Genomic DNA, 19,617 nt, shown 5'->3' with positions numbered 1-19,617 from the left:
CTCAGCTCATGCCGAGTGCCACCCGGTGGGCCGGGGTGTCCCCTGCCGATCGCCAGGCCGAGCGGCGCGCACTGCTGGTTCGCGCAGCGTTTGGTTTGTTCGGCGACGGCGGTGAAGCCGCGATGTCGGTGCGGTCGGTGTGCCGGGCGGCCGAACTGAACACCCGGTACTTCTACGAGAGCTTCACCGACACTGACGCATTGCTGGGGGCGGTCTACGACGAGGTGGCGATCGAACTCGGCCGCATCCTGACGTCAGCGATGGTGAGTACCCGCGACGAACGAGCACGGCTACGCGCCGGCATCCGCGCCGTACTCGACTTCAGCTCGGCCGACCCTCGCCGCGGCAAGATCCTGTTCACCGAGGCCCGCACCAACCCGGTGCTGGCCGCGCGGCGCACTCTCGCCCAGGATCACGTGCGCGAGCTCGTCCTCGACGAGCAACGCCGGACTGCACCCGAATCCGACCGGGTGGCAACCGAAGTCGGCGCCGCGATGTATGCCGGAGCGATGGCCGAGCTGGCCCAGCAATGGCTGGCCGGCACCCTCGGCGACGACGTCGATGCCGTCGTCGCCTATGCCGTTCGGCTACTGCTCCCGAACTGAGCCCCAGCGGCGCGTCTGGCGCAATAGTCTTACGGAAACCTGAAAGGGGAGCACGCGCCGATGAACCCAGATGACGACCCCGAAAAGCGCATCCAGGAACTCGAACGGTCGCTGACCAACCAGGCCCAGACCAGCGAGCTGGGGACTAGCGGCCCGCCCGGTAGCTGGCCGCCGCCCCCGCCGCCGATACCGCCGATGCCGCCGGCCTATTACGGGCCGCCGATACCACCGCCGTCGGTGCCATCACCCTCATCCGGTATCCGTATCGGCTGGATCGTGTTGGCGTTGCTGGTGGTTGGGCTGTTCGTCGGCGGTGGCGCGATTGTGTGGAGCAACTTGTCCAATCGTTCGGCACCGGGGTTCCCGAGCAGCTCCGGCTCCGGTGGCACGTTGACCCCTGGCGCCAGGCCCAGCCGCAACACCCCCATTCCTCCTGGACCGTCCAGTCCACCGGCACCGGGTGGCAGCGTCACCGTGTCTGGGGCCAACGCGGACAAGACGATCGTGTGCAACGACAGCATCGTCACCATCAGCGGCATGGCCAACACGGTGTCGATCACCGGGCACTGCAGGTCGGTTGAGGTGTCCGGCATGAACAACGTCGTGGCGATCGATGTCGCCGACACCATCAATGCCTCCGGGATGGACAACAAGGTCACCTACCGCGCCGGCGCGCCGAAGATCACCAAGTCCGGGTTCGACAACACCGTCGAGGCGGGGTGAGGGTCAGCGCAGCGGAACGAACCGGGTCAGCTTGCCGGTCGTCTGGTGACGCGGGAGCGCGTCGACCACCGCGACGGTGATCTGCGGGCGCTGCAGACCGTAGCGCCGCACCGCGGCCACGACCGCGCCGGACAGGGCGGCGAGATCCGGATCGCCGACGACGAGGATGTCCGCACCGGTCGTCGTCTGGGCGACCTGATATTCGGTGACCCGCGGATCGGTACCCAGCACGTACCGAAAAGCACTGGCCGGCACCGTGATTGCACCGTAGGAGAAATCGTCGTCACGGCGTCCGGTGACGTCGGCGACCCGCACGAACGCACTCCCGCATGGGCATGGTTCAGGCAGGAAGGCGATCTCGTCGCCCAGGTCGTAGCGAATGAAGGGAAAGGTCCTGTTGGCCAGGCCGGTGGCCAGCGTGCGGGCCGCCGGTTCGTCGGGGCCGACCGGGACGCCATCGGCGTCGACGCGTTCGAGGATCACCTCGTCCTCGCAGACGTGCAGTCCCTCCCCCTGTCCGCAGCCGACCGCCTGAACACCGATCTCGGTTGAGCCCCAGAGGTTGTGGACGGTCGCGCCCCATGCCTGCACGATCGCTTCGCGGTCTTCCGGCAGCAGCGGCTCGGAGTTGGTGCTGACGCGGCGCGGCCGAATCGGGAGCTCACCGGCCAGGGTTGCTCGGGCGAGCCGGCCGATCACCGTCGCATACCCGACGAGGTGTGTGGGTGCAACCGCCGCCACGTTGGCCAGCACCTGCTCGAACGGCGCACCCGCCTCGATCACCGTGGTCTGCATCCCCGCGACGGTCGGCACATCGAACAGCGGCGTACTGGCATGCGGCGCAACGGCGGCGGTCAGGACGGCCAACCGGCTGTCCGTCGCCGGTGCGCGTTGTTCGTCGCGGGCCTGCATCCGCCAGGCGAGGCACGCAGCGCTGATGAAGAACGGCCAATCCCAGACGTAGACGCCGCGCACACCGCTCGACCCGCCCGAGCTGAAGACCTGTTGATCGTGCGCGGTGTACGAAAACCATTGCTGCTCAGCCAGAATCCGCTCGGCGGTGGCACGGTCCAGGTCCGGCACAGTGATCACCGCGTCCCATTCGGCCTGCGCCTGTTGTTTGGTCATGATCGGCGCCGAAGCCAGGTCCTCGATGCCGCGCAACCGTCGGCGGTGAAACGGCGAACGCTCCCGGGCGTAGGCCAGTAGCGACCGCAACCGATCGTCGCGATGCCGTTCGATTTGGGCGCGTGACCATTCCAGGCGACCGACATGGTCCCCGAGTGCCGCCGAGACCGCCGCCAGGTGTGCGGCGCGGACGCGTTCGTAGACAGAGCGTGGGTCGGACTCCCCCATCTACGGATCCGGTCCTAGTTCGCGCACACGTCGGGAGCGTCCCCGCGAACCGGCGCGTCGACGGGAAGGGTGTAGGTGAGCACCACCTGCGCGTCGGATGCCGACTCGTTGACCACCCGGTGCGGTACCCCCGCCGGGATGAACACCGCCTGCCCGGCACCGTAAGTCACCGGGCCGCAGGCGGTGGCGGTCTGCAGGGCCACCGACCCGCCGGTGATCACCGACAGCTCGGTGCCGGGGTGCGTGTGCCAGCCGCTGGACGCACCGGGCGGCAGCGCGAGGCTCTGGACGATCAGCGTCGTCGGCCCGTCGGTGGTGATCGACACCGGCGTCTCGGTGGTGCCCTTGGCGATGTCGGTGCGCGCGGCGTCGCCCTCGGGTGGGGTCGCCCCTGCGGTCGGGGCGGGTAGGGCCGTGCACAGTGCGACGGCGACGCCGACGACGGTGAGAAATCGGACGGTCATGGCACTCCTCGTCGTCGATGGTTGCGCCCCAGCCTGACCCACATCGCGTCGCGCCGCCAGTGATTCGCGGTTACCCGAGCACGCGGCCAGCCGTGGCGTTAGCGTGAACCGCACGCCCACAATCGGGAACCGGGAGGGGACCGCATGCCAACCAGATGGTTACGCCGAATTTCTCGACGAGGTACCGGCCGGGCAGCTGCCACGGTAGCGGTAGCCGCCCTTTTGGCGGTGCTCGCCGGCGGTGTGTTCGCCCCCGCCCGAGCGTCGGCCGACGGTGAGAATTACCTGGTAGCCACCGACACCACCTTTGCTCCCTTCGAATTCCAGGACAAGCAAGGCAAATTCGTCGGAATCGACATGGATCTGCTGCGCGCGATCGCTGACGATCAGAAGTTCACGGTCGACATCAAACCGCTGGGCTTCGACGCCGCGCTGCAGGCCGTACAGGCCAACCAGGTCGACGGCGTGATCGCAGGCATGTCGATCACCGACAAGCGCAAGCAGGTCTTCGACTTCTCTGAACCGTACTTCGAGTCCGGCATTCAGATGGCGGTGCTGAAGACCAACGATGACATCAAGTCCTACGACGACCTGCGCGGCAAGAAGGTGGCCGTGAAAAACGGCACCCAGGGTGCCACCTTCGCCAACTCCATCAAGGACAAGTACGGCTTTCAGGTTGTCTCGTTCGCGGACTCCTCGTCGATGTTCGACGAAGTGAAGACCGGTAACTCGGTGGCCGTGTTCGAGGACTACCCGGTGCTGTTGTACGGCATCGCGCAGGGCAACGGCTTCAAGACGGTCACCCCCAAAGAAGAACCGACCGGCTATGGATTCGCGGTGAACAAGGGCCGCAATGCCGAGCTTCTGACGAAATTCAACGCCGGCTTGAACAACCTCAAGAAGTCCGGGCGCTACGACGAGATCGTCAACAGCTACCTCGGTGAAGGCGCCTCCAACGACGACAACTCCTTCTTCGGCCTGATCAAGAGCACCTACCCGATCCTGCTGCAGGGCCTGAAGATGACCGTCATCCTGACGGTCGTCTCGATCGCCATCGCCCTGGTGCTCGGCATCATCTTCGGCCTGTTCCGGGTGTCGCGGTCGATCGTGCTGCGTGGCATCGGCACGGCGTTCGTCGACATCTTCCGCGGCACCCCACTACTGGTGCAGGCATTCTTCATCTACTTCGGCATCCCGTCGGCACTGGGCTTCCAGATGAGCGCGTTGACGGCGGGCATCATCACGCTGTCGCTCAACGCCGGCGCGTACATGACCGAGATCGTGCGCGGCGGTATCCAGTCGGTCGACAAGGGCCAGATGGAGGCCGCCCGCAGCCTCGGCATCGGTTATCTGCCGACAATGCGGAAAGTGATTCTGCCGCAAGCAATCCGGACGATGATTCCGTCCTATATCAACCAATTCGTGATCACGCTGAAGGACACCTCGATCCTGTCGGTGATCGGCATCGCGGAGTTGACCCAGACCGGGCGGATCATCATCGCGGGCAACTTCCAGTCGTTCCGGATGTGGCTGATCATCGGCATCATTTACTTCATCGTCATCATGGCGCTCACCAAACTCTCGGATCGCCTTGAGAAAAGGATCGTGAAATGACCGAACTCGTCCCCGAGGCCGCGGCCGCCGTGCCTGCGGGCACCGTCAAGATCCAGATCGAGAACCTCAAGAAGGCATTCGGCGAGCTGGTGGTGCTCGACGGCATCACCACCGACATCAAGGCGGGCGAGGTGGTCTGCGTCATCGGGCCGTCAGGCTCGGGCAAGTCGACGTTCCTGCGCTGCCTGAACAAGCTGGAGGACATCACCGCAGGCACGGTGCGGGTCGACCAGTTCGACCTCACCGACCGGAAGGTCGACCTGGACAAGGTGCGTCAGCACATCGGCATGGTGTTCCAGCACTTCAACCTGTTCCCACACATGACAGTGCTGCAGAACGTCATGTTGGCGCCGGTGACGACCAAGAAATTGGACAAGGCCGCCGCCGAGAAGAAGGCGATGGACCTCCTTCGCCAGGTGGGGCTGGAAGAGAAGGCCAACGTCAAACCAGCCACCCTGTCCGGAGGGCAGAAGCAGCGCGTGGCGATCGCTCGCGCGTTGGCGATGGACCCGTCGATCATGCTGTTCGACGAGGCCACCAGCGCGCTGGACCCGGAGATGGTCGGTGACGTGCTCGAGGTGCTGCGCCAGCTCGCCCAGGGCGGGATGACCATGGTGGTGGTCACTCACGAGATGGGCTTCGCCAGGGAGGTGGCCTCGCGGGTGCTCTTCATGGCCGACGGCAACATCGTGGAGGACGACGTCCCCGACGAAGTGTTCGGCAATCCGAAAAGCCCACGACTGCAGGAGTTTCTGTCGAAGGTGCTCTGACTAGTCGGACCGGGGAGCGCCCGGCACCCGACGTTCACCGCCGTTGAGATCCTGCCAGTACTTGTACACGTCGACCGCATCGGGCCGCGGCTCGAAGCGCATCGGCAGGCGGCGTTGCTGCCAGGGCTTGGCGAACTCCGAGTAGAAGTTGTCGAACTCGAAATACCGGCGGTCATCCACGTAGTGCGGCTCGTATTCCTCGCGGGCGGTCAGGAAGACAACCTCGTCCGGCGAGCAGTAGTAGAGGGCGCCCAGGCACATCGGGCACGGATGGGCCAGCACATAGATCGTCGTCCCGATCAGGTGCTCGGTCCCCACCCGCACGCAGGCCTCGCGGATGGCGAGAATCTCGGCGTGGGCGGTCGGATCATGGGTTTGCGCAACGCGATTCGGGCTCTCAGCGAGGACTTCGCCGTCTTTGACGATGACGGTGGCAAAAGGCCTGCCGCCCTCGGCGACGTTGCGTCTGGCGATGTCTATCGTTCGTGCAGCGAAATCAACCACAGACAAAGGCTAGACCGGTCACGTAGGTTGGCTGCGATGAAGGCGTTGGTCGCGGGTATCGCCGGGGTGAGCGTCGCGATGATGCTCGCGGCGCCCGCCAGTGCGTTGCCCGACACCACCTGCCGACTGGTCACGCCGGTCACCGAGGTGTCGAGCGTGGCGCAGCTCCCGCCGGCACTGACGAAGCTGGTCGGACCGATCGCCGATATCGGTGCGCCGTTCAACAGCACCGACGCCGTGAACGACCCGTCGCTGCCGTTCCGCCGGCTGATCCGCGGCGGCCACCGCGACGACGACTGGTTCCTCTGGTACGAACACGGCGGCTTCGCCTATTTCTGGCAAGCCATCGTCGCGCACGTCGGCGACGACGGCACGGCGACCCCAACGGCGAACGCCGGCACGATCGGCGACACCTTGTGTGCCATCACCGATGGCGCCTTCGCCGGCACGGTTCCGCCCTACCCGACCGGATCATGGGCAGCCAACAGCTTCTAGCTATCGCGTACCACCGAGAAAGGGAATCGACATGAAGGTTCTATACGTCGCAGAGGCACTGGCCACCGGCGAAGGGCGGGATGGCCACGGAAGAACCTCCGACAGCAAGCTCGACCTCGATCTGAGCATCCAAAAGGAGCTCGGCGGTTCGGGTGTCGGAACCAACCCCGAGCAGCTCTTCGCTATCGGCTACGCCGCTTGCTATCACTCCGCGCTGCGGCTGGTCGGCCGCCAGGAGAAGGCCGACGTCACCGATTCGGCTGTGGGAGCAAAGGTTTCGCTGGGCAGCAACGACGAGGGCGGTTTCGTCCTGGCCGTCGAACTCGAAGTGGTCCTGCCCAACGTCGACCACGAAACGGCCGTCGCGTTGGCGGACAAGGCCCATCACGTGTGCCCGTACTCCAACGCCACCCGGGGCAATATCGACGTGAAGCTGACCGTCACCGACGACTGAGGATCAGGCGGGCCGGCGTGACGTCGGCTTGACCTTCTTCTCCTCGTACATCAGCTCGTCGGCGCGGGCGAGAAGCTCATCGATGGTGCCGGAGTCGGCGGGTTGAACCGGGACCATGCCGACACTGGCTGACAGTGCGTACGGTCGGTCGCTGTCCGCGTTGAACCGCTCGAAGGCGGCGAGCAGACGCTTCCGCAGGGCCGCTTGATCGCAATCGGGCTCGATGATCAGGACGCAGAACTCGTCGCCGCCGATGCGTGCGATGACATCGGATTCCCGCAACGTGCCACTCAGCAGCGCGGCGACATCGGCCAAAAGAGCGTCACCGACCTCGTGCCCCTGCGCGTCATTGACCAACTTCAGGCCGTCGACGTCGAGGAAGACGAGCAAGCAGGAGCCGCCCTGGCGTCGGGTGGCGTGCAGCGCCGCATCCGACCTCAGATAGAAGCCCCGCCGGTTGTTCAGCCCGGTCAGTTCGTCGGTGATCGAGAGCTTGTGGATCTCGTCGTTCGCCTGCTCGAGTTCGGCGGTCCGGTCCCGCACCCGCTGTTCCAGCTCGGTGTAGAGCGCCACGTTTTCCATGGCGATGGACGTCGAGTCGGCCAACGCCTGCAGCAGGAAGACTTCCCTCTCGGTCGCCTCGTGCCCATAGGCCCAGTAGTTGCCGATCGCCCCGATGGGGTCAACCTTGCGGATCGGGACCATCACCATGCTCTTGACGAACGTGGGCCGGTAGGCCTCGTGCGGGACGCGGTCATCGACGTAGATATCCGGGATCACCACCGACTCGCGGTGATGCATCGCCCACCCGCTGACGCAGTTTTCCAGGGGAAAGCGATTGCCTTTCCACAGCGGTGCGATGGCGTCTTCGTCGGCGTAGTAGCAGTACCCGTTGTCCTTGAGCACGAAGGATGCCCCGTCACAACCGGTGAGCTCGCGTGCGGCGGTCCGCACGATCACCTGGACCTCGGGCAGGCTGCGCGCCAGCGACAACTCCTGGACAGCACGCAGCAGCCGCTCCATGCGTTGCGTGTAGTCGGCCTCGATCGAGATTTCAACCGTCATGAGCACCTCCGGCAGCCCCCGCGCCGCCACGGTCACCAACTCATGTCGCTCCTTGACGGCGAGTCCTGGCAAAGTATAAGCCCACTTCACCAACGAGAGCGGGAAAACTCTAGGAGAAGTGGGTGTGCGCGCGGGGCAGCGGTGTTCCGTCGACGGTGATGTCGAGCTTCTCGTTGTAGAAGGCGACCATGTTGGCCATCGGCGCAACCGCCGGTAGCGGGGTGTTGTAGCTCCAGGCCAGGTCGTTATGCACCGTCTCGCCGACCCGCACCGACCAATACTCCGATGTCACACCTTTGTACGGACACAGCGTCTGGGTGTCCGATGGCTCGAGATGCTCGAAGGCGACGTCGGTGCGGTCGATGTAGTACCGCGTCGGCAGGCCGGTTTCGAACAGCAATACGGCGCTGGAGGTGTCTGCCAGCAACACACCGTCCAGTTCGACCCGCACGTGGCGATGCGAGCGAAGCGCATCGACACGGACGTAGGGGTTGCGCGGATGACCGTAGATCGGCTCGTCCTCCTCGAACCAGGTCAGGGCCGGCCAATCGAAGCGCACCAATCCCGCGACCGGGCCGTCGCCGTCGTCGAACACCCGTGCCGCCGCGGGATGTGTCTCCGATTCGCCCGCCAGGGTGAACATCCGCGACGCGCCGAACTGCACGTGCTGCGGGTGGTCGTCGTCGTGCAGGAGCTCGTCCCGGACGTCGGCCCGCGGGATGTAGTACTGCGGGTAGTACGGGATCTCCCAGACATACCGGGCCGATGTGGTGTCGAAGACCAGCTGGCTGCCGAGAAATCCACGGACCCGCCGGGGCGACGGCTCGATGCGGCCACGGGCCGCGGCCACCTGCGGGTAGTCGGTTACGGGCTGTTCGGATGCTGTGCTCACGCTGGACTCCCTTGCCGTGGATCGCGTCAGCTTCCATGATGACCCAATGACTCGACCGGGCTCGGATGCGATTCGCGCGGAGACGATCACCATCAACGGGCACGGCGGCGACGAGATCGAGGCCTACCGGGCCGGGCCACTGGCCGACGGCTCACGCGGAGGGCTCGTCTGGATCCACCACATGCCGGGCTACGACCGCGAGACCAAGGAATTCGTCCGCAGGCTCGCCGTCACCGGCTATCACGTCGTGTGCCCCAACCTCTACTCACGTGAGGCGCCGGGCGCCGATCCCGACGATGCCGCCGCGGCCTCCCGGGCCGCCGGCGGCGTGCCGGACGAGCGGCTGGTCGGCGACATCGCGGGCGCGGTCGCTCATCTGAGTGGACTGCCCGGGGCCAACGGGAAGTTCGGCGTCATCGGCCACTGTTCGGGCGGGCGACACGCATTTCTGGCGGCCTGCTCACTGCCGTTCGATGCCGTGGTGAATTGCTACGGCGCGTTCATCGTCGAAGACCCGCCCGAGGGGATGCCCAAGGCGATGAAACCGATTCTGGAGTTGGCGCCGAACCTGAGCGCGCCGATGCTCGGGCTGTTCGGGGCCGAAGACAGGTTCCCGACGCCGGCGGCGGTGGCCGCCCTGGATGCGGAGCTGACCCGGCTTGGCAAGCCGCACGAGTTCCACAGTTACGAGGGCGCCGGGCACTCGTTCTTCTCCGTCGACCGACCGGCATATCGCGTCGAGGCCGCCGTGGACGGCTGGCGCCACATCGACCACTTCTTCGCCACTCACCTGAAGGGCTAGCGCCATATGTGCACCTATCTCACCGAACGCGTCGCCATCGAGGGCAGCGGCAAGGGCGCCACCGGATGGTTCGGCGCCGACCGGGCCACGGTCTACATCGATCACGCCGTGCACGCCCCGTACACCCACACGGTCAACATCGACGTGCTCAATCCGGCGCTCGGCCCGTCGGCGCGGGTCGCCCTCGAACTCACCGAGGAGAGCGCACTCGCGCTGGCCGACGCGATCCATCGGGCGATCGGACACGCCCCCGCTGGTCTGGCGTCGCGAAACCAGTAGCGCCTGCGCTCAGTGCAGGCAATCGACCGAGACGAACACTGTCGTCGCCACGTCACGGTTGATGGGCTCGCCGTTGGCTTCGGTTCCGCGCAGGCCGTTGATGCTCGTGACGGTGCACCGCGACAGCGACGAACTGACCGTGCCGTTGACTTGCACGTCGAAGCCACGCGCCTGAAGCGATGAGACGACGACGTCGGCCGGGCTGCCCTCCAGCGGGACAGCGGATGCCGCGGGAGCGAGATTCAGGGCGGCTGCCGCGAGGATCGCCGCCCCGCCGGTGGTGATGACGAGTGTTTTCATGGCCACAGCATCGCCGCGCGCCGACACCGGGCGCTTGGAGCTTGTGTGGAGATTGCGTGGAGATTTCACCCACCGGACCCGCGGTAGCCCGCCGGTCGCCGATCTCCCGCCAATCTCCACACAACCTCCAAGCCGGGACTGCGCCGCGCTGCGACTCTCGAAGTCATCACCAAGTCGCGAGCGCAATCGCTCGTCAGCACAGGAGGTTTCATGATGACTCGCACTTTCAAATATCAGCTGGCTTTGACCGTTGCCGGCGCCGCGGCGGCGCTCGGCATGCTGCTCAGCCTGGCGAGCCCGGTGTATGCCGAGTCGGCGATCGTCACGATCGGCTCGCTGGAGGCACAGGGTTTCGATGTCAAGATCGACCGGATCGGCAGCGCGCCGCTGGATCAGTGCGTTGTCACCAGCGTGCGTAATCCGCGTAACCAAACGCAACTGGTGGAGATCGACCGCCGGCGCGGGCGCGACATCCTGGTACCGATCGTGGTGAACCGCACGATCACGGTGTCGCTGAACTGCTCCCGCTGATATCGGCAACCACCTATCCTCATCGCGATGACGACCCCGGCGATAGTGATCGGCAGCGGCCCGATCGGTGCCGTTGTCGCTCGCCGGATCGCCGAGGCGGGCCGGGCGGTGACGATCCTGGAATCCGGGCCGGCGATCACCGATCCCCCGGGTTCGCACATTCGCAATCAGGACCGCTTCCAGCGCGACCCCGATTCGTACCTGTCGGGAATCTCTTCGGACTTCACCTATTTCGACGAGACCGCGCCGCCGCGCGAATTGCCGGGTGCCTGCGTCACCGCCGCCGTGGGCGGACAGGGCGTGCTGTGGACCAACAACTGTCCCAGGCCTTCCGCGTCCGAACGCAGTGAGCTACTGTCGGCCGCCGAATGGGACCGCTATCTCGGTGCGGCCGAACGCTATCTGGGCGTCACCGACGACACCTTCGCCGGATCCGTTCGGCAGCAGCGCATCCTGGACCGCCTCGGGCCCACGCTCGCCGCGCACGGCCGCGAAATCCGTGAGCAGCCCATGGCGGGTCACCTGGTCGATCGCGCCACGATCCATTACGTCGCCACTCACGATATCTTGGCCGGCACCGGGGTGCGGATCGCGACCGGCGATGTTCGGCGCATCGTCCTCGAGCAAGGCCGCGTTGCGGCGGTGCAGCTCGCCGACGGCGCGATGGTGCAGACCTCGGCGGTGGTGGTGGCCGCCGGCGCATTCGACACCCCGATACTGCTGCACCGCTCGGGGATTCGCCCCCAGGCGCTAGGTCGTTACCTCACCTACCACCCGGTGTTGTACTCGCAGCTGGTGCTCGATCCACAGTTGCGTGGCAGCACAGACGATCTACCACCGCGGCTGTGGATCCCGCCGGCGCCCGACGCCCCGTGGAACACGATGGTGCTGCGCGACACCAATCCGATGCCGCCAGCGCCGCCCGATATCGACCTGCCCTCAGACCAACTCGTCGAGATGCAGTCGTTCAGCCCGGTCGACAACCACCCGGACAACACCATGACGATCAGCGACGACGGGGTCCCCCACTTCGACGTTCCGCTACGCGAAACCGATCACGCGCGAATGGCCGCGGTGCTCGCCGACCAGCACGAGCTGGCCAGCGCGCTGGGGCGCTTCCGCGCTGGTGTCGAACCGCGGTGGATGACATTGGGATTCGCCCACGTCATGGGCACCTGCCGGATGGGCGCGCATGACGACGGCACCTGCGTCGCCGATACATTCGGGCAGGTGTGGGGCACCGAGAACCTTTACCTGGCCACCGTCGGAGTCATCCCCAATGCGCTGGCCGTGAATCCGACGCTGACCGGGGCGGCGCTGGCGATCCGCAGCGCCGACCGGCTGCTGGCCGGCTGACTGGGTCAGCAGAATTCGTACTGGACGTCCCAGAAGCCGGGCGCCGGATTCCACCAGGCCGAGAAGTGGCCGCCCAGTCCGGGATTGGCGTCGTTGATCATCCCCTGGCCGCCGATCCCCGGGATGAAGCCGGGTGGATCCCAGGTGATGGACAGCGGATCTCCCGGCGTTTCTGGAGTGCAGCCGATCTGTTTCACGAAATAGCCGTCGGTAACGGTCCATTCAGCGCTGGACTGGTCAGGGGTCGGTGGCGGCGGCGCGGCATGCGCGGTGCCCGTCGCACCGATGATCAGCGCGGCAGCGATGCCCGCCGCCATGGGCAAGTAACGTCGACTGCGCATCGGCGGCACCCCTTTTTCAGCAGATTCAATCCTCGCGCATCACGCTAGACCACCGCATGCCGTTGCCGGGGCCGTTCGGTCGCCGTGGGTCGTCACCGGCGAACGTCCGGCGGCACCATGCCTGGTGTGCCCGCCGCGATCACTGCGCGGTTTCGGTCCGCCACAATGGGAATCGGCATCTTGACCTGCCATCGGTCATAACTCAGGAAGCCGTTGACCTCGTTTTCGACATCGGTGGTCTGGGTGTAGATGGCCGCGGACAGCCCGGTCCTGCGGACAATGTCCTCCAGCCGCCGGCTGACTTCGACGTAACGATCAGTGAGACGCCCAGGGCTGTCGGCCATCTCGTACGCCTCCGGCCGCCCAGGCCACCGGTTGCCGTCGAGCACCAGCCCCAGCCCGCCGTACTCGCCGTCGACCCGTACCCGGTTATCCACCGGGATGGGGCCTTTCGAATGCGCCTTCATCAGGTCGTCATGAATCTGGGGTTCGCCAGGACCGACATAGGTGTGATCGTCGTAGATGTCCCCGGCCAGGGTGTCGCCGCGCGACTTGCAGCAGTTCACCCCGCTGTTGGCGTCCACCATGCGGGTCGGGTCCGCGGCCTTGACCACGCCCGCGATCCGGGCGGTGTCGAACTCCCCCCAACCCTCGTTGAACGGCACCCAGCCGACGATCGACGTGACGCTGCGGAGCTGATCGATCATTGCCAGCAGCTCTTTTTCGAAGTTGACCTTCGCGGCAGGAGCCGGCTCGGGGGCGGGCCCCACCGGGATGGCGAGGGACACGTCCAGCGAGGGCATGTCCTGCCACACCATCAGTCCGAGCTTGTCGGCCCAGTAGTACCAGCGCGCGGGCTCGACCTTGCCATGCTTACGCACGAAGTTCATGCCCAGCTCTTTGATCCGCATGAGGTCGGATTTCAGCGCGTCATCGGTTGGCGCGGTGTAGATCCCGTCCGGCCAGTAGCCCTGATCCAGCGGGCCGTGCAGGAAAGTGATCCTGTTGTTCAACGCAATTCGCGGCCTGCCTTGCGGGTCGGGCATCACGCCGATCGTGCGTAGCCCGGCATAGCTGGACACCGCGTCGACCACCTTGCCCGACGGGTTCACCAGTGCGACCTGCAGGTCGTACAGGTGCGGATCGTCGGGAGTCCACACGTGCGGATTGGGGATCGGCAGGCGGATCGTGTCACCCGCGCCCGCGGATGCGTACGAGACCACGCGGCCACCGGGTTCGGTGACGAACACCACGGTGCGCTGTCCCTTGGTGCCGGCAACCCGCGGCGTGACAGACATACTCGTCAGATCGGTGCTGATGTCGAGCTTGTTGATGTAAGTGGCGTGCACCGGCTCCATCCACACCGTCTGCCAGATCCCCGAGGCGCCGGTGTAGAACAGTCCTTTCGGACCGTTGCGCTGTTTACCGATCGGGAAGGGGTTGGCGTCGTTGCGATCCTGGACCCGCACGGCGATCTCCTGGGCGCCAGGCCCGCGCAGCGCCTCGGTGATGTCGACGCTGAACTCGGTGTAGCCACCCTCGTGATGGGCCACCTCCTGGTTGTTGACCCAGACGGTGGCGATCTGGTCCACGGCGCCGAAGTGCAGCAGGACATGTTGTCCCAACCAGTTGCTCGGCAGCTTGACGACCTTGCGATACCACATCTCGTCGTCGTGCCGCTGGATGCCGGACAGGGCCGACTCCACGGGGTACGGGACAAGGATCTGCTCGCGGTAGGCCGTCGGCGGCGGCGGGGCGGCCAGGACCGTTCCAGCGGATCGGCCCATGTAGCCCCACACGCCGTTGAGGTTCAGCCAGGCGGTTCGCGTCATCTGCGGGCGCGGGTAGTCGGGCAGCGCGTTGTCCGGTCCCACCAGCTTGGTCCATGGCGTGGGCAGGAGCGCGGCCTTCGGATGCCACATGACGACCGCGTTGGCCGGTGGACTTCCGATCATGGCAAAAGCCAACAGGGTCAAGGTGACTGCCGCGAAGCGGCTGGTCCAGATGCGACGGCGGTGGCGACGCCCGGAAGTCGGCAGCGCGAAGTCGTCGGTCAAGATTATTACCCCCGAGCTAGATACCAACCGCGGTGCGCGCGCCACTGCGCGACCACTTCCTGCACAGCAAACGAATCCATCCAGTCGCGACACGTAGTGGTCCGACGGTGCTCTGCGGGTTGACCCCAGGGTGACCGAGAAGATGCGATGCCGTAGGCACTCTAGCGGGGAAAAACCCAGTTCGCCACTACCTTCCAAGGCGTTTCGCGCAGCAATGTTTCAGTCGGTGACCTGGTCCGAACGCGTCCTGCAGCTGGGGTTCACGCCGCGGTCACCGCCTCGGCTTTCAGCCCGTGCGCCACATCGGATTCATAGCTTCCAGCAAACCCGTCGCGGCGTGTCGCGGCGGCGCCTACCGGGTGTGGCACCATCGCCAGGTGGTGTCACGGACTAGCGAACGCGCAGCGACGATCCCGGTGATCGCACTCACCGGGTATCTCGGCGCCGGGAAGACCACGTTGCTCAACCACGTGCTGCGTACCCCACAGGCCCGGATCGGCGTGGTAATCAACGACTTCGGGGAGATCAACGTCGACGCCGGCTTGATCAGCGGACAGATCGACGAACCGGCCTCGATCGCCGGCGGCTGCATCTGCTGTCTGCCCGACGACGGCCAGCTCGACACCGCGCTCGCCCGCCTCGCCGACCCCAGGCTGCGGCTGGACGCCATCATCGTGGAAGCCAGCGGCCTGGCCGACCCGGCGGCGCTGGCCCGCATCATCGGGTTCAGCGAGATCGGTGGTGTCCGCGACGGCGGCGTCGTCGACGTCATCGACGCCGTGCAGCATTTCGACACCGTCGACCGCGGCGGCGTGGCGCCCGCACGTTATGGCGCGGCAACGTTGGTCGTGGTGAACAAGCTCGACCAGATCCCGGACGCCGACCGAGACCGCACGCTGCGTCGTGTCGAAGCCAGGGTGCGGGAACGCAATTCACGGGCCCACGTCATCGGCGCCACGAACGGGCGGATCGACCCGACCCTGCTCTACGACGTCGCCGCCGCGACCGACGAGACGGGGCAGCTGTCGTTTCGTGAGGCGCTGTTCGAGGAGCCGACCGGCGCTCACGATCACGTGCACGCCGAGTCGATGACAGTGACCACCGAAGGTGCCGTCGACCCGGAACGGCTCATCGAGCTGCTCGAGTTTCCGCCCGCCGGTGTGTATCGGATGAAGGGCGTTGTGGCGGTGCGACATCGAGCAGGCGTGCGCGGCTTTGTGGTCAACGTCGTTGGGCCTGCGGTCCACATCGCGCGCGCTACCACGTCATCAGGTACGCAAAACCACCTCGTCGCGATCGGAACGCACTTCGACACCGCCGCCGTCCAGACCCGGATGGCCGACGCGCTGCGGCCCGCCGACGGACCGGCATCGGTCACCGCGCAGCGGCGGTGGCAGCGCTACCTCTCGCGGGCCTGACGATCAGAGGTCGACGACGACGTCCTCGGACGGCGTGGCGATGCAGAGCAGGATGTTCCCCTCGGCCGGCGGTTCCAGCGGCTCGAGGTCGTAGCTGATCCGTCCGGACAGCAGCGCCGTCTCGCAGGTGTGGCAGACCCCGGTGCGGCATGACCACCGCGTCGGCACATCGCAGGCCTCGGCGAACTCGAGCAGGCTGGTGTCGCTGGACCGCCACGCAGCCGACAGCGCGCTACGCGCAAACTGCACATTCGGTCCCGTCCCGGGCGGCCCTTCTGGGACGTGGGGTGGCTTGAGTGGCACTGCGGCGATGCCCGGAGTAATCGCGGCATGCGCGCCGAATCGCTCCGCGTGGATGCTGCCCGCGCTGATCCCACACGCGACGAGGCCGTCGCTGATCGCGTCCATGAACGGCTCCGGTCCGCACACGTAGACGTCGGCCTCGACCGGCAGTCCCAGTTCGCACAGCGACTCCGCTGACACTCGCCCCAGCTCGTCAAAGTCGGCACCCTGATGGTCGGTGGCGCCCGGACTGCTGTAGAAGATGCGAGAATGGCTGTGCGGCAGCCGGTTCAACAGCTCGTGTGCCTCGAGCGCGAACGCTTGCTCGGTGCTGTTTCGCGCGCTGTGCAGCCACCAGACGGGGCGATTCGACCCGCTCTCAGCCAAGGAATGCAGCATCGACAGCACCGGCGTGACGCCCACTCCTGCCGAGACCAGGACCACCGGACGCGAGCTGTCGTCGAGGAAGAAATTCCCCCGCGGCGCGGCCACCTCGATCAGGTCGCCAACCTTCACATGGTCGTGGATGTATGCACTGACCGCGCCTGCAGATTCGCGCTTCACGCCGATGCGGTAGCCGGCGGAACCGGGCTCGTTGGACAGCGAGTAATTGCGGACCAGCGGCGCCCCGGCGGGATCGGCGGTAACACGCACCACGATCGATTGGCCGGCAAGCCATTTCGGCAATGGGGCCGCTGAGGGGTCGGCCAGCAGCACCGAGCGCACATATCGGCTCTCGTCACGGACCTCGGTGACCTTCAACGGCCGGAACCCCGACCACGCCGGCGGCGGTGCGGCCACTCCGATCAACCCGCTGTTGCCCGTTGCCGGGTCCTGATCGAGAAGACTCTGCAGCGAGGTCTTCCACCCTTGGCTCAGTGCCGGGATGCCCGCCGCGCGTTGCAGTGCGTCGCGTGGATGGCCAGGAAGGTAGAGCAGTGCGTCGATCTCGGCGACGCTGACCCGCTGCGGGCCGTCGGCGATTTTGACCACGTCTTGCCCGGCCGTGACTTCACCCTCGGTCAGCACGCGGCAGTAGAACCCGGGTCGGTGATGTGACACCAGAAGCGCGGCCATGCGCGGTTCACCGATACGCATTCCGACGCGGTAGCAGGTGACCCGGGGCTGCGTCACCTCGAGGACCACGTCACCGATCCGGTACCGGTCGCCGATGCAGACCTCGTCGTCAGGCAGCCCGTCGACGGTGAAGTTCTCGCCGAAAGCGCCGGGGGTCAAGTCGTCGCGGCCGAGCTCCGTCGCCCAATGGTCATAGGAGGCAAGCTGATATACCAGCACGGCCCGGTTCTCGCCGCCGTGGCCGCCAAGATCTCCTTGACCGTCGCCGTCGATGTTGAGCCGGCGAACCATGCGCGGACCGGCCACCGGTGCCTTCCACGAACCGGTGTACACGGTGCGCCCGTTCCACTCCACGTCCTTGGGCAGCCCGACGTTCACCGATACCAGTTTGGCCACGGCGGTCACTGAGGGCCGCTCGCGAGCTGCTCACGTAGCCGGGCGTTTTCGGCTTGCAGCGAGGTCAGCTGATCGCGCAGCGGTGTCAGCGCCGATTCGAGCTCGGCGACGGTGAAGCGCGGGGTGATGTGCTGCTGGCAGTTCCAGTCGTAGGCCTCGACATCGACGAGCACCGCGCGCTCGATCACGGCGTCATACGTGTCGTCGGTCAAGGACCGCACCAACTCGGGGTCGTCCTCGATCGTCACGATGCGGGCATGGCCGAAGATTTTCAGGCGGCGCTGGTGGGCATAGTCGAGGGCGATGATGGCAACGCGGTCATCACCACTTACATTGCCGGTGCTGACATACTGCAGATTGCCGCGGAAGTCGGCCCAGCCGATCGTGTGATCGTCGAGGGAACGGATGAATCCCGGCTTCCCACCGCGGAATTGGACATACGGCCAGCCGGTCTCCGACACCGAGGCCAAGTAGAAACCGTCACGCTCGCTCAGATAGTCCTTCTCATCCTCGGTGAGCGGGTCGGCACCGCGCGATCCCTTGCCGGCCGCAACCTTACGGCCATAGAAGCCGTCGCTGCCGTGCTCGCTCTGGACGGCGCGGACATCGTCGGTGAACGCGATCGACGCGTAGTGCTTACTCATATCTCCTCGTCAACGCCCATCACTGCAGCGGGAATTCCCGGCCTCGTTCGTTGTCGGACCGCGGCCCGAAGTAGCGCCGTTCGGTTTCCTCGATGGCGACATCGTTGATGCTGGCCTCGCGCCGGCGCATCAGTCCGCTGTCGGCGAACTCCCACAGCTCGTTGCCGTAGCTGCGCCACCACTGGCCGCTCGCGTCGCGGCACTCGTATTGGAAGCGCACCGCAATGCGGTTTCCGTGGAAGTCCCACAGGCTCTTTCGCAATGCGTAGTCGAGCTCACGTTCCCATTTCGCGGTCAGGAATTCCACGATCTGCTCGCGGCCGGTGACGAAGTGACCACGGTTACGCCAGACGCTGTCCGGCGTGTACGCCAGACTCACGAGCTGCGGGTCGCGGGTGTTCCAGGCGTCTTCGGCGGCCTGCACCTTCTGCATCGCTGCGTGCAAGTCGAACGGTGGGAACGGTGGACGCGATTCCGTCACGTCGAGCCTCCCGTCGGGGTTGTCATGGCTGCAACCACTTCATCGGTACTCAGAACAGCGTGCGCCAAAAATGCGTAGTTCACCAGTGCTGCCTGATAACCGTCGCCACGGGTCGGATGTCGAGGACCGGCGGTGGCGTCGCGAACCACCGCCACCTGGAAACCCTGCTCGAGCAGATCCCGCAGATGCGACTCCACACACATGTTGGCGAGCATGCCGCACAGGATGATCTCGGTGATCCCCCGCTTGCGCAGTTGCAGCACCAGGTCATTGGTTTGTGGTCCCCACACCTTGTGTGGGCTCGCGACGATCGTCGACCCGTCCTCGATGAAGGGCTTGAACTCCTCGAGCCAGTCGGCGCCGGATCCGGTGAAGCCGTCCAGTGTCAGCGGTCCGCGCCGGGCGAACGTGTCGGTGCGCAGTTCGTCGGATTCCAGCGGACCGTTGAACAGCCAGCCGTGGTCGGTGGGATAGAAGTAGTGCGGGGAGATGAACACCGCGAACCCACCGGCTTTGGCGGCGGTGAAGATCTCGACCAGATGCCCGACCGTATTGTTCTCGGTCACGCTGGCTTCCAGGACCTCCCAATTCTTGCCCGACGGGCTGAGAACATCGTTCTGCGGGTCGATGACGACGACGGCGGTATGGCTGGGGTCGAAGTTCACCATGCAAGTCTCGAACGCCGACGTCAATTTCGCCACCGCGACTGTG

23 protein-coding genes are annotated in these 19,617 nt (G+C 66.0%); 11 read left to right on the top strand and 12 right to left on the bottom strand.

The annotated features are described in order from the left end of the window. Positions 1-8 precede the first annotated feature (8 nt). Both SLQ31_RS18670 and SLQ31_RS18665 read left to right on the top strand, forming a co-directional pair. Entirely contained in the window at positions 9-605 is a 597-nt protein-coding gene (locus SLQ31_RS18670) for a TetR/AcrR family transcriptional regulator (protein ID WP_319435487.1), read from the top strand. 60 nt (positions 606-665) lie between these two features. Beyond that, positions 666-1,328: a DUF3060 domain-containing protein gene (locus SLQ31_RS18665; protein WP_319435486.1), complete on the top strand. Its 663-nt coding sequence runs from the start codon at positions 666-668 to the stop codon at positions 1,326-1,328. A 3-nt stretch (positions 1,329-1,331) separates the two neighbouring features. Here the strand turns inward: SLQ31_RS18665 and SLQ31_RS18660 are convergent, their stop codons facing one another. Continuing rightward, entirely contained in the window at positions 1,332-2,684 is a 1,353-nt protein-coding gene (locus SLQ31_RS18660; protein ID WP_319435485.1) for a phenylacetate--CoA ligase family protein, read from the bottom strand. 14 nt (positions 2,685-2,698) lie between these two features. Next, the gene (locus SLQ31_RS18655; protein ID WP_319435484.1) at positions 2,699-3,148 is read right to left on the bottom strand and encodes a cupin domain-containing protein; all 450 of its coding nucleotides are present in this window, start codon (positions 3,146-3,148) and stop codon (positions 2,699-2,701) included. 144 nt (positions 3,149-3,292) lie between these two features. Here SLQ31_RS18655 and SLQ31_RS18650 point away from each other — a divergent pair, with 144 nt between their 5' ends. Both SLQ31_RS18650 and SLQ31_RS18645 read left to right on the top strand, forming a co-directional pair. Beyond that, entirely contained in the window at positions 3,293-4,762 is a 1,470-nt protein-coding gene (locus SLQ31_RS18650) for an amino acid ABC transporter substrate-binding protein/permease (RefSeq protein WP_319435483.1), read from the top strand. Continuing rightward, complete coding sequence (locus tag SLQ31_RS18645; RefSeq protein ID WP_319435482.1) at positions 4,759-5,532, top strand: amino acid ABC transporter ATP-binding protein; 774 nt, start codon at positions 4,759-4,761, stop codon at positions 5,530-5,532. Before SLQ31_RS18650 ends, SLQ31_RS18645 begins: the two co-directional genes overlap by 4 nt. Here SLQ31_RS18645 and SLQ31_RS18640 read toward each other — a convergent pair whose 3' ends face one another. Further along, a complete protein-coding gene (locus SLQ31_RS18640) occupies positions 5,533-6,036 on the bottom strand; it encodes a nucleoside deaminase (RefSeq protein ID WP_319435481.1) in 504 nt (167 codons plus the stop codon). 36 nt (positions 6,037-6,072) lie between these two features. On the opposite strand from SLQ31_RS18640, the gene SLQ31_RS18635 reads away from it, so the two are divergent. Continuing rightward, on the top strand, positions 6,073-6,531 hold the full coding sequence (locus SLQ31_RS18635) for a hypothetical protein (protein ID WP_319435480.1): 459 nt from the start codon (positions 6,073-6,075) through the stop codon (positions 6,529-6,531). Positions 6,532-6,562: 31 nt separating this feature from the next. Continuing rightward, the gene (locus SLQ31_RS18630) at positions 6,563-6,985 is read left to right on the top strand and encodes an organic hydroperoxide resistance protein (protein ID WP_319435479.1); all 423 of its coding nucleotides are present in this window, start codon (positions 6,563-6,565) and stop codon (positions 6,983-6,985) included. A gap of 3 nt (positions 6,986-6,988) precedes the next feature. On the opposite strand, the gene SLQ31_RS18625 is transcribed toward SLQ31_RS18630, so the two are convergent. Further along, the gene (locus tag SLQ31_RS18625; protein ID WP_319435823.1) at positions 6,989-8,050 is read right to left on the bottom strand and encodes a diguanylate cyclase domain-containing protein; all 1,062 of its coding nucleotides are present in this window, start codon (positions 8,048-8,050) and stop codon (positions 6,989-6,991) included. Between the two features lie 109 nt (positions 8,051-8,159). After that, a complete protein-coding gene (locus SLQ31_RS18620; protein WP_319435478.1) occupies positions 8,160-8,942 on the bottom strand; it encodes a DUF427 domain-containing protein in 783 nt (260 codons plus the stop codon). 46 nt (positions 8,943-8,988) lie between these two features. Here SLQ31_RS18620 and SLQ31_RS18615 point away from each other — a divergent pair, with 46 nt between their 5' ends. Together SLQ31_RS18615 and SLQ31_RS18610 are read left to right on the top strand one after the other, a co-directional pair. Next, complete coding sequence (locus SLQ31_RS18615) at positions 8,989-9,744, top strand: dienelactone hydrolase family protein (RefSeq protein WP_319435477.1); 756 nt, start codon at positions 8,989-8,991, stop codon at positions 9,742-9,744. 6 nt (positions 9,745-9,750) lie between these two features. Then, on the top strand, positions 9,751-10,023 hold the full coding sequence (locus SLQ31_RS18610; RefSeq protein ID WP_319435476.1) for a DUF6295 family protein: 273 nt from the start codon (positions 9,751-9,753) through the stop codon (positions 10,021-10,023). 9 nt (positions 10,024-10,032) lie between these two features. Here SLQ31_RS18610 and SLQ31_RS18605 read toward each other — a convergent pair whose 3' ends face one another. Continuing rightward, the gene (locus SLQ31_RS18605; RefSeq protein ID WP_319435475.1) at positions 10,033-10,323 is read right to left on the bottom strand and encodes a hypothetical protein; all 291 of its coding nucleotides are present in this window, start codon (positions 10,321-10,323) and stop codon (positions 10,033-10,035) included. 213 nt (positions 10,324-10,536) lie between these two features. Between SLQ31_RS18605 and SLQ31_RS18600 the strand changes: the two genes are divergently transcribed. Next, the gene (locus SLQ31_RS18600) at positions 10,537-10,854 is read left to right on the top strand and encodes a hypothetical protein (RefSeq protein ID WP_319435474.1); all 318 of its coding nucleotides are present in this window, start codon (positions 10,537-10,539) and stop codon (positions 10,852-10,854) included. A 27-nt stretch (positions 10,855-10,881) separates the two neighbouring features. Beyond that, complete coding sequence (locus SLQ31_RS18595; RefSeq protein ID WP_319435473.1) at positions 10,882-12,210, top strand: GMC oxidoreductase; 1,329 nt, start codon at positions 10,882-10,884, stop codon at positions 12,208-12,210. 5 nt (positions 12,211-12,215) lie between these two features. On the opposite strand, the gene SLQ31_RS18590 is transcribed toward SLQ31_RS18595, so the two are convergent. Then, positions 12,216-12,551: a hypothetical protein gene (locus tag SLQ31_RS18590; RefSeq protein WP_319435472.1), complete on the bottom strand. Its 336-nt coding sequence runs from the start codon at positions 12,549-12,551 to the stop codon at positions 12,216-12,218. A gap of 92 nt (positions 12,552-12,643) precedes the next feature. Then, positions 12,644-14,506, bottom strand: coding sequence for a glycoside hydrolase family 2 protein (locus SLQ31_RS18585; RefSeq protein ID WP_319435822.1), 1,863 nt, complete (start codon positions 14,504-14,506; stop codon positions 12,644-12,646). Between the two features lie 479 nt (positions 14,507-14,985). Between SLQ31_RS18585 and SLQ31_RS18580 the strand changes: the two genes are divergently transcribed. Beyond that, positions 14,986-16,026 carry a CobW family GTP-binding protein gene (locus SLQ31_RS18580; RefSeq protein WP_319435471.1) on the top strand — a complete coding sequence of 347 codons (1,041 nt, stop codon included), beginning with the start codon at positions 14,986-14,988 and terminating at the stop codon, positions 16,024-16,026. A gap of 3 nt (positions 16,027-16,029) precedes the next feature. Here the strand turns inward: SLQ31_RS18580 and SLQ31_RS18575 are convergent, their stop codons facing one another. The 4 genes from SLQ31_RS18575 to SLQ31_RS18560 are packed head-to-tail and all read right to left on the bottom strand — an operon-like array spanning position 16,030 to position 19,574. After that, a complete protein-coding gene (locus SLQ31_RS18575) occupies positions 16,030-17,781 on the bottom strand; it encodes an MOSC domain-containing protein (RefSeq protein WP_319435821.1) in 1,752 nt (583 codons plus the stop codon). A 5-nt stretch (positions 17,782-17,786) separates the two neighbouring features. Then, positions 17,787-18,425 (bottom strand): pyridoxamine 5'-phosphate oxidase family protein, encoded by a 639-nt coding sequence (locus SLQ31_RS18570; protein ID WP_319435470.1) that lies wholly within the window; start codon positions 18,423-18,425, stop codon positions 17,787-17,789. Positions 18,426-18,444: 19 nt separating this feature from the next. After that, positions 18,445-18,906, bottom strand: a complete 462-nt coding sequence (locus tag SLQ31_RS18565; protein ID WP_319435469.1) for a nuclear transport factor 2 family protein — start codon at positions 18,904-18,906, stop codon at positions 18,445-18,447. Beyond that, positions 18,903-19,574 (bottom strand): cysteine hydrolase, encoded by a 672-nt coding sequence (locus tag SLQ31_RS18560; RefSeq protein WP_413642575.1) that lies wholly within the window; start codon positions 19,572-19,574, stop codon positions 18,903-18,905. The genes SLQ31_RS18565 and SLQ31_RS18560 overlap by 4 nt, the downstream gene beginning before the upstream one ends. Between the last annotated feature and the right edge of the window lie 43 nt (positions 19,575-19,617).

Origin of the sequence: Mycobacterium sp. RTGN5, assembly GCF_033804465.1 — a bacterium.
GTDB lineage: Bacteria > Actinomycetota > Actinomycetes > Mycobacteriales > Mycobacteriaceae > Mycobacterium.
The sequence above is the reverse complement of the archived record's forward strand: the minus strand, read 5'-3'. Positions and strand labels throughout refer to the sequence as shown.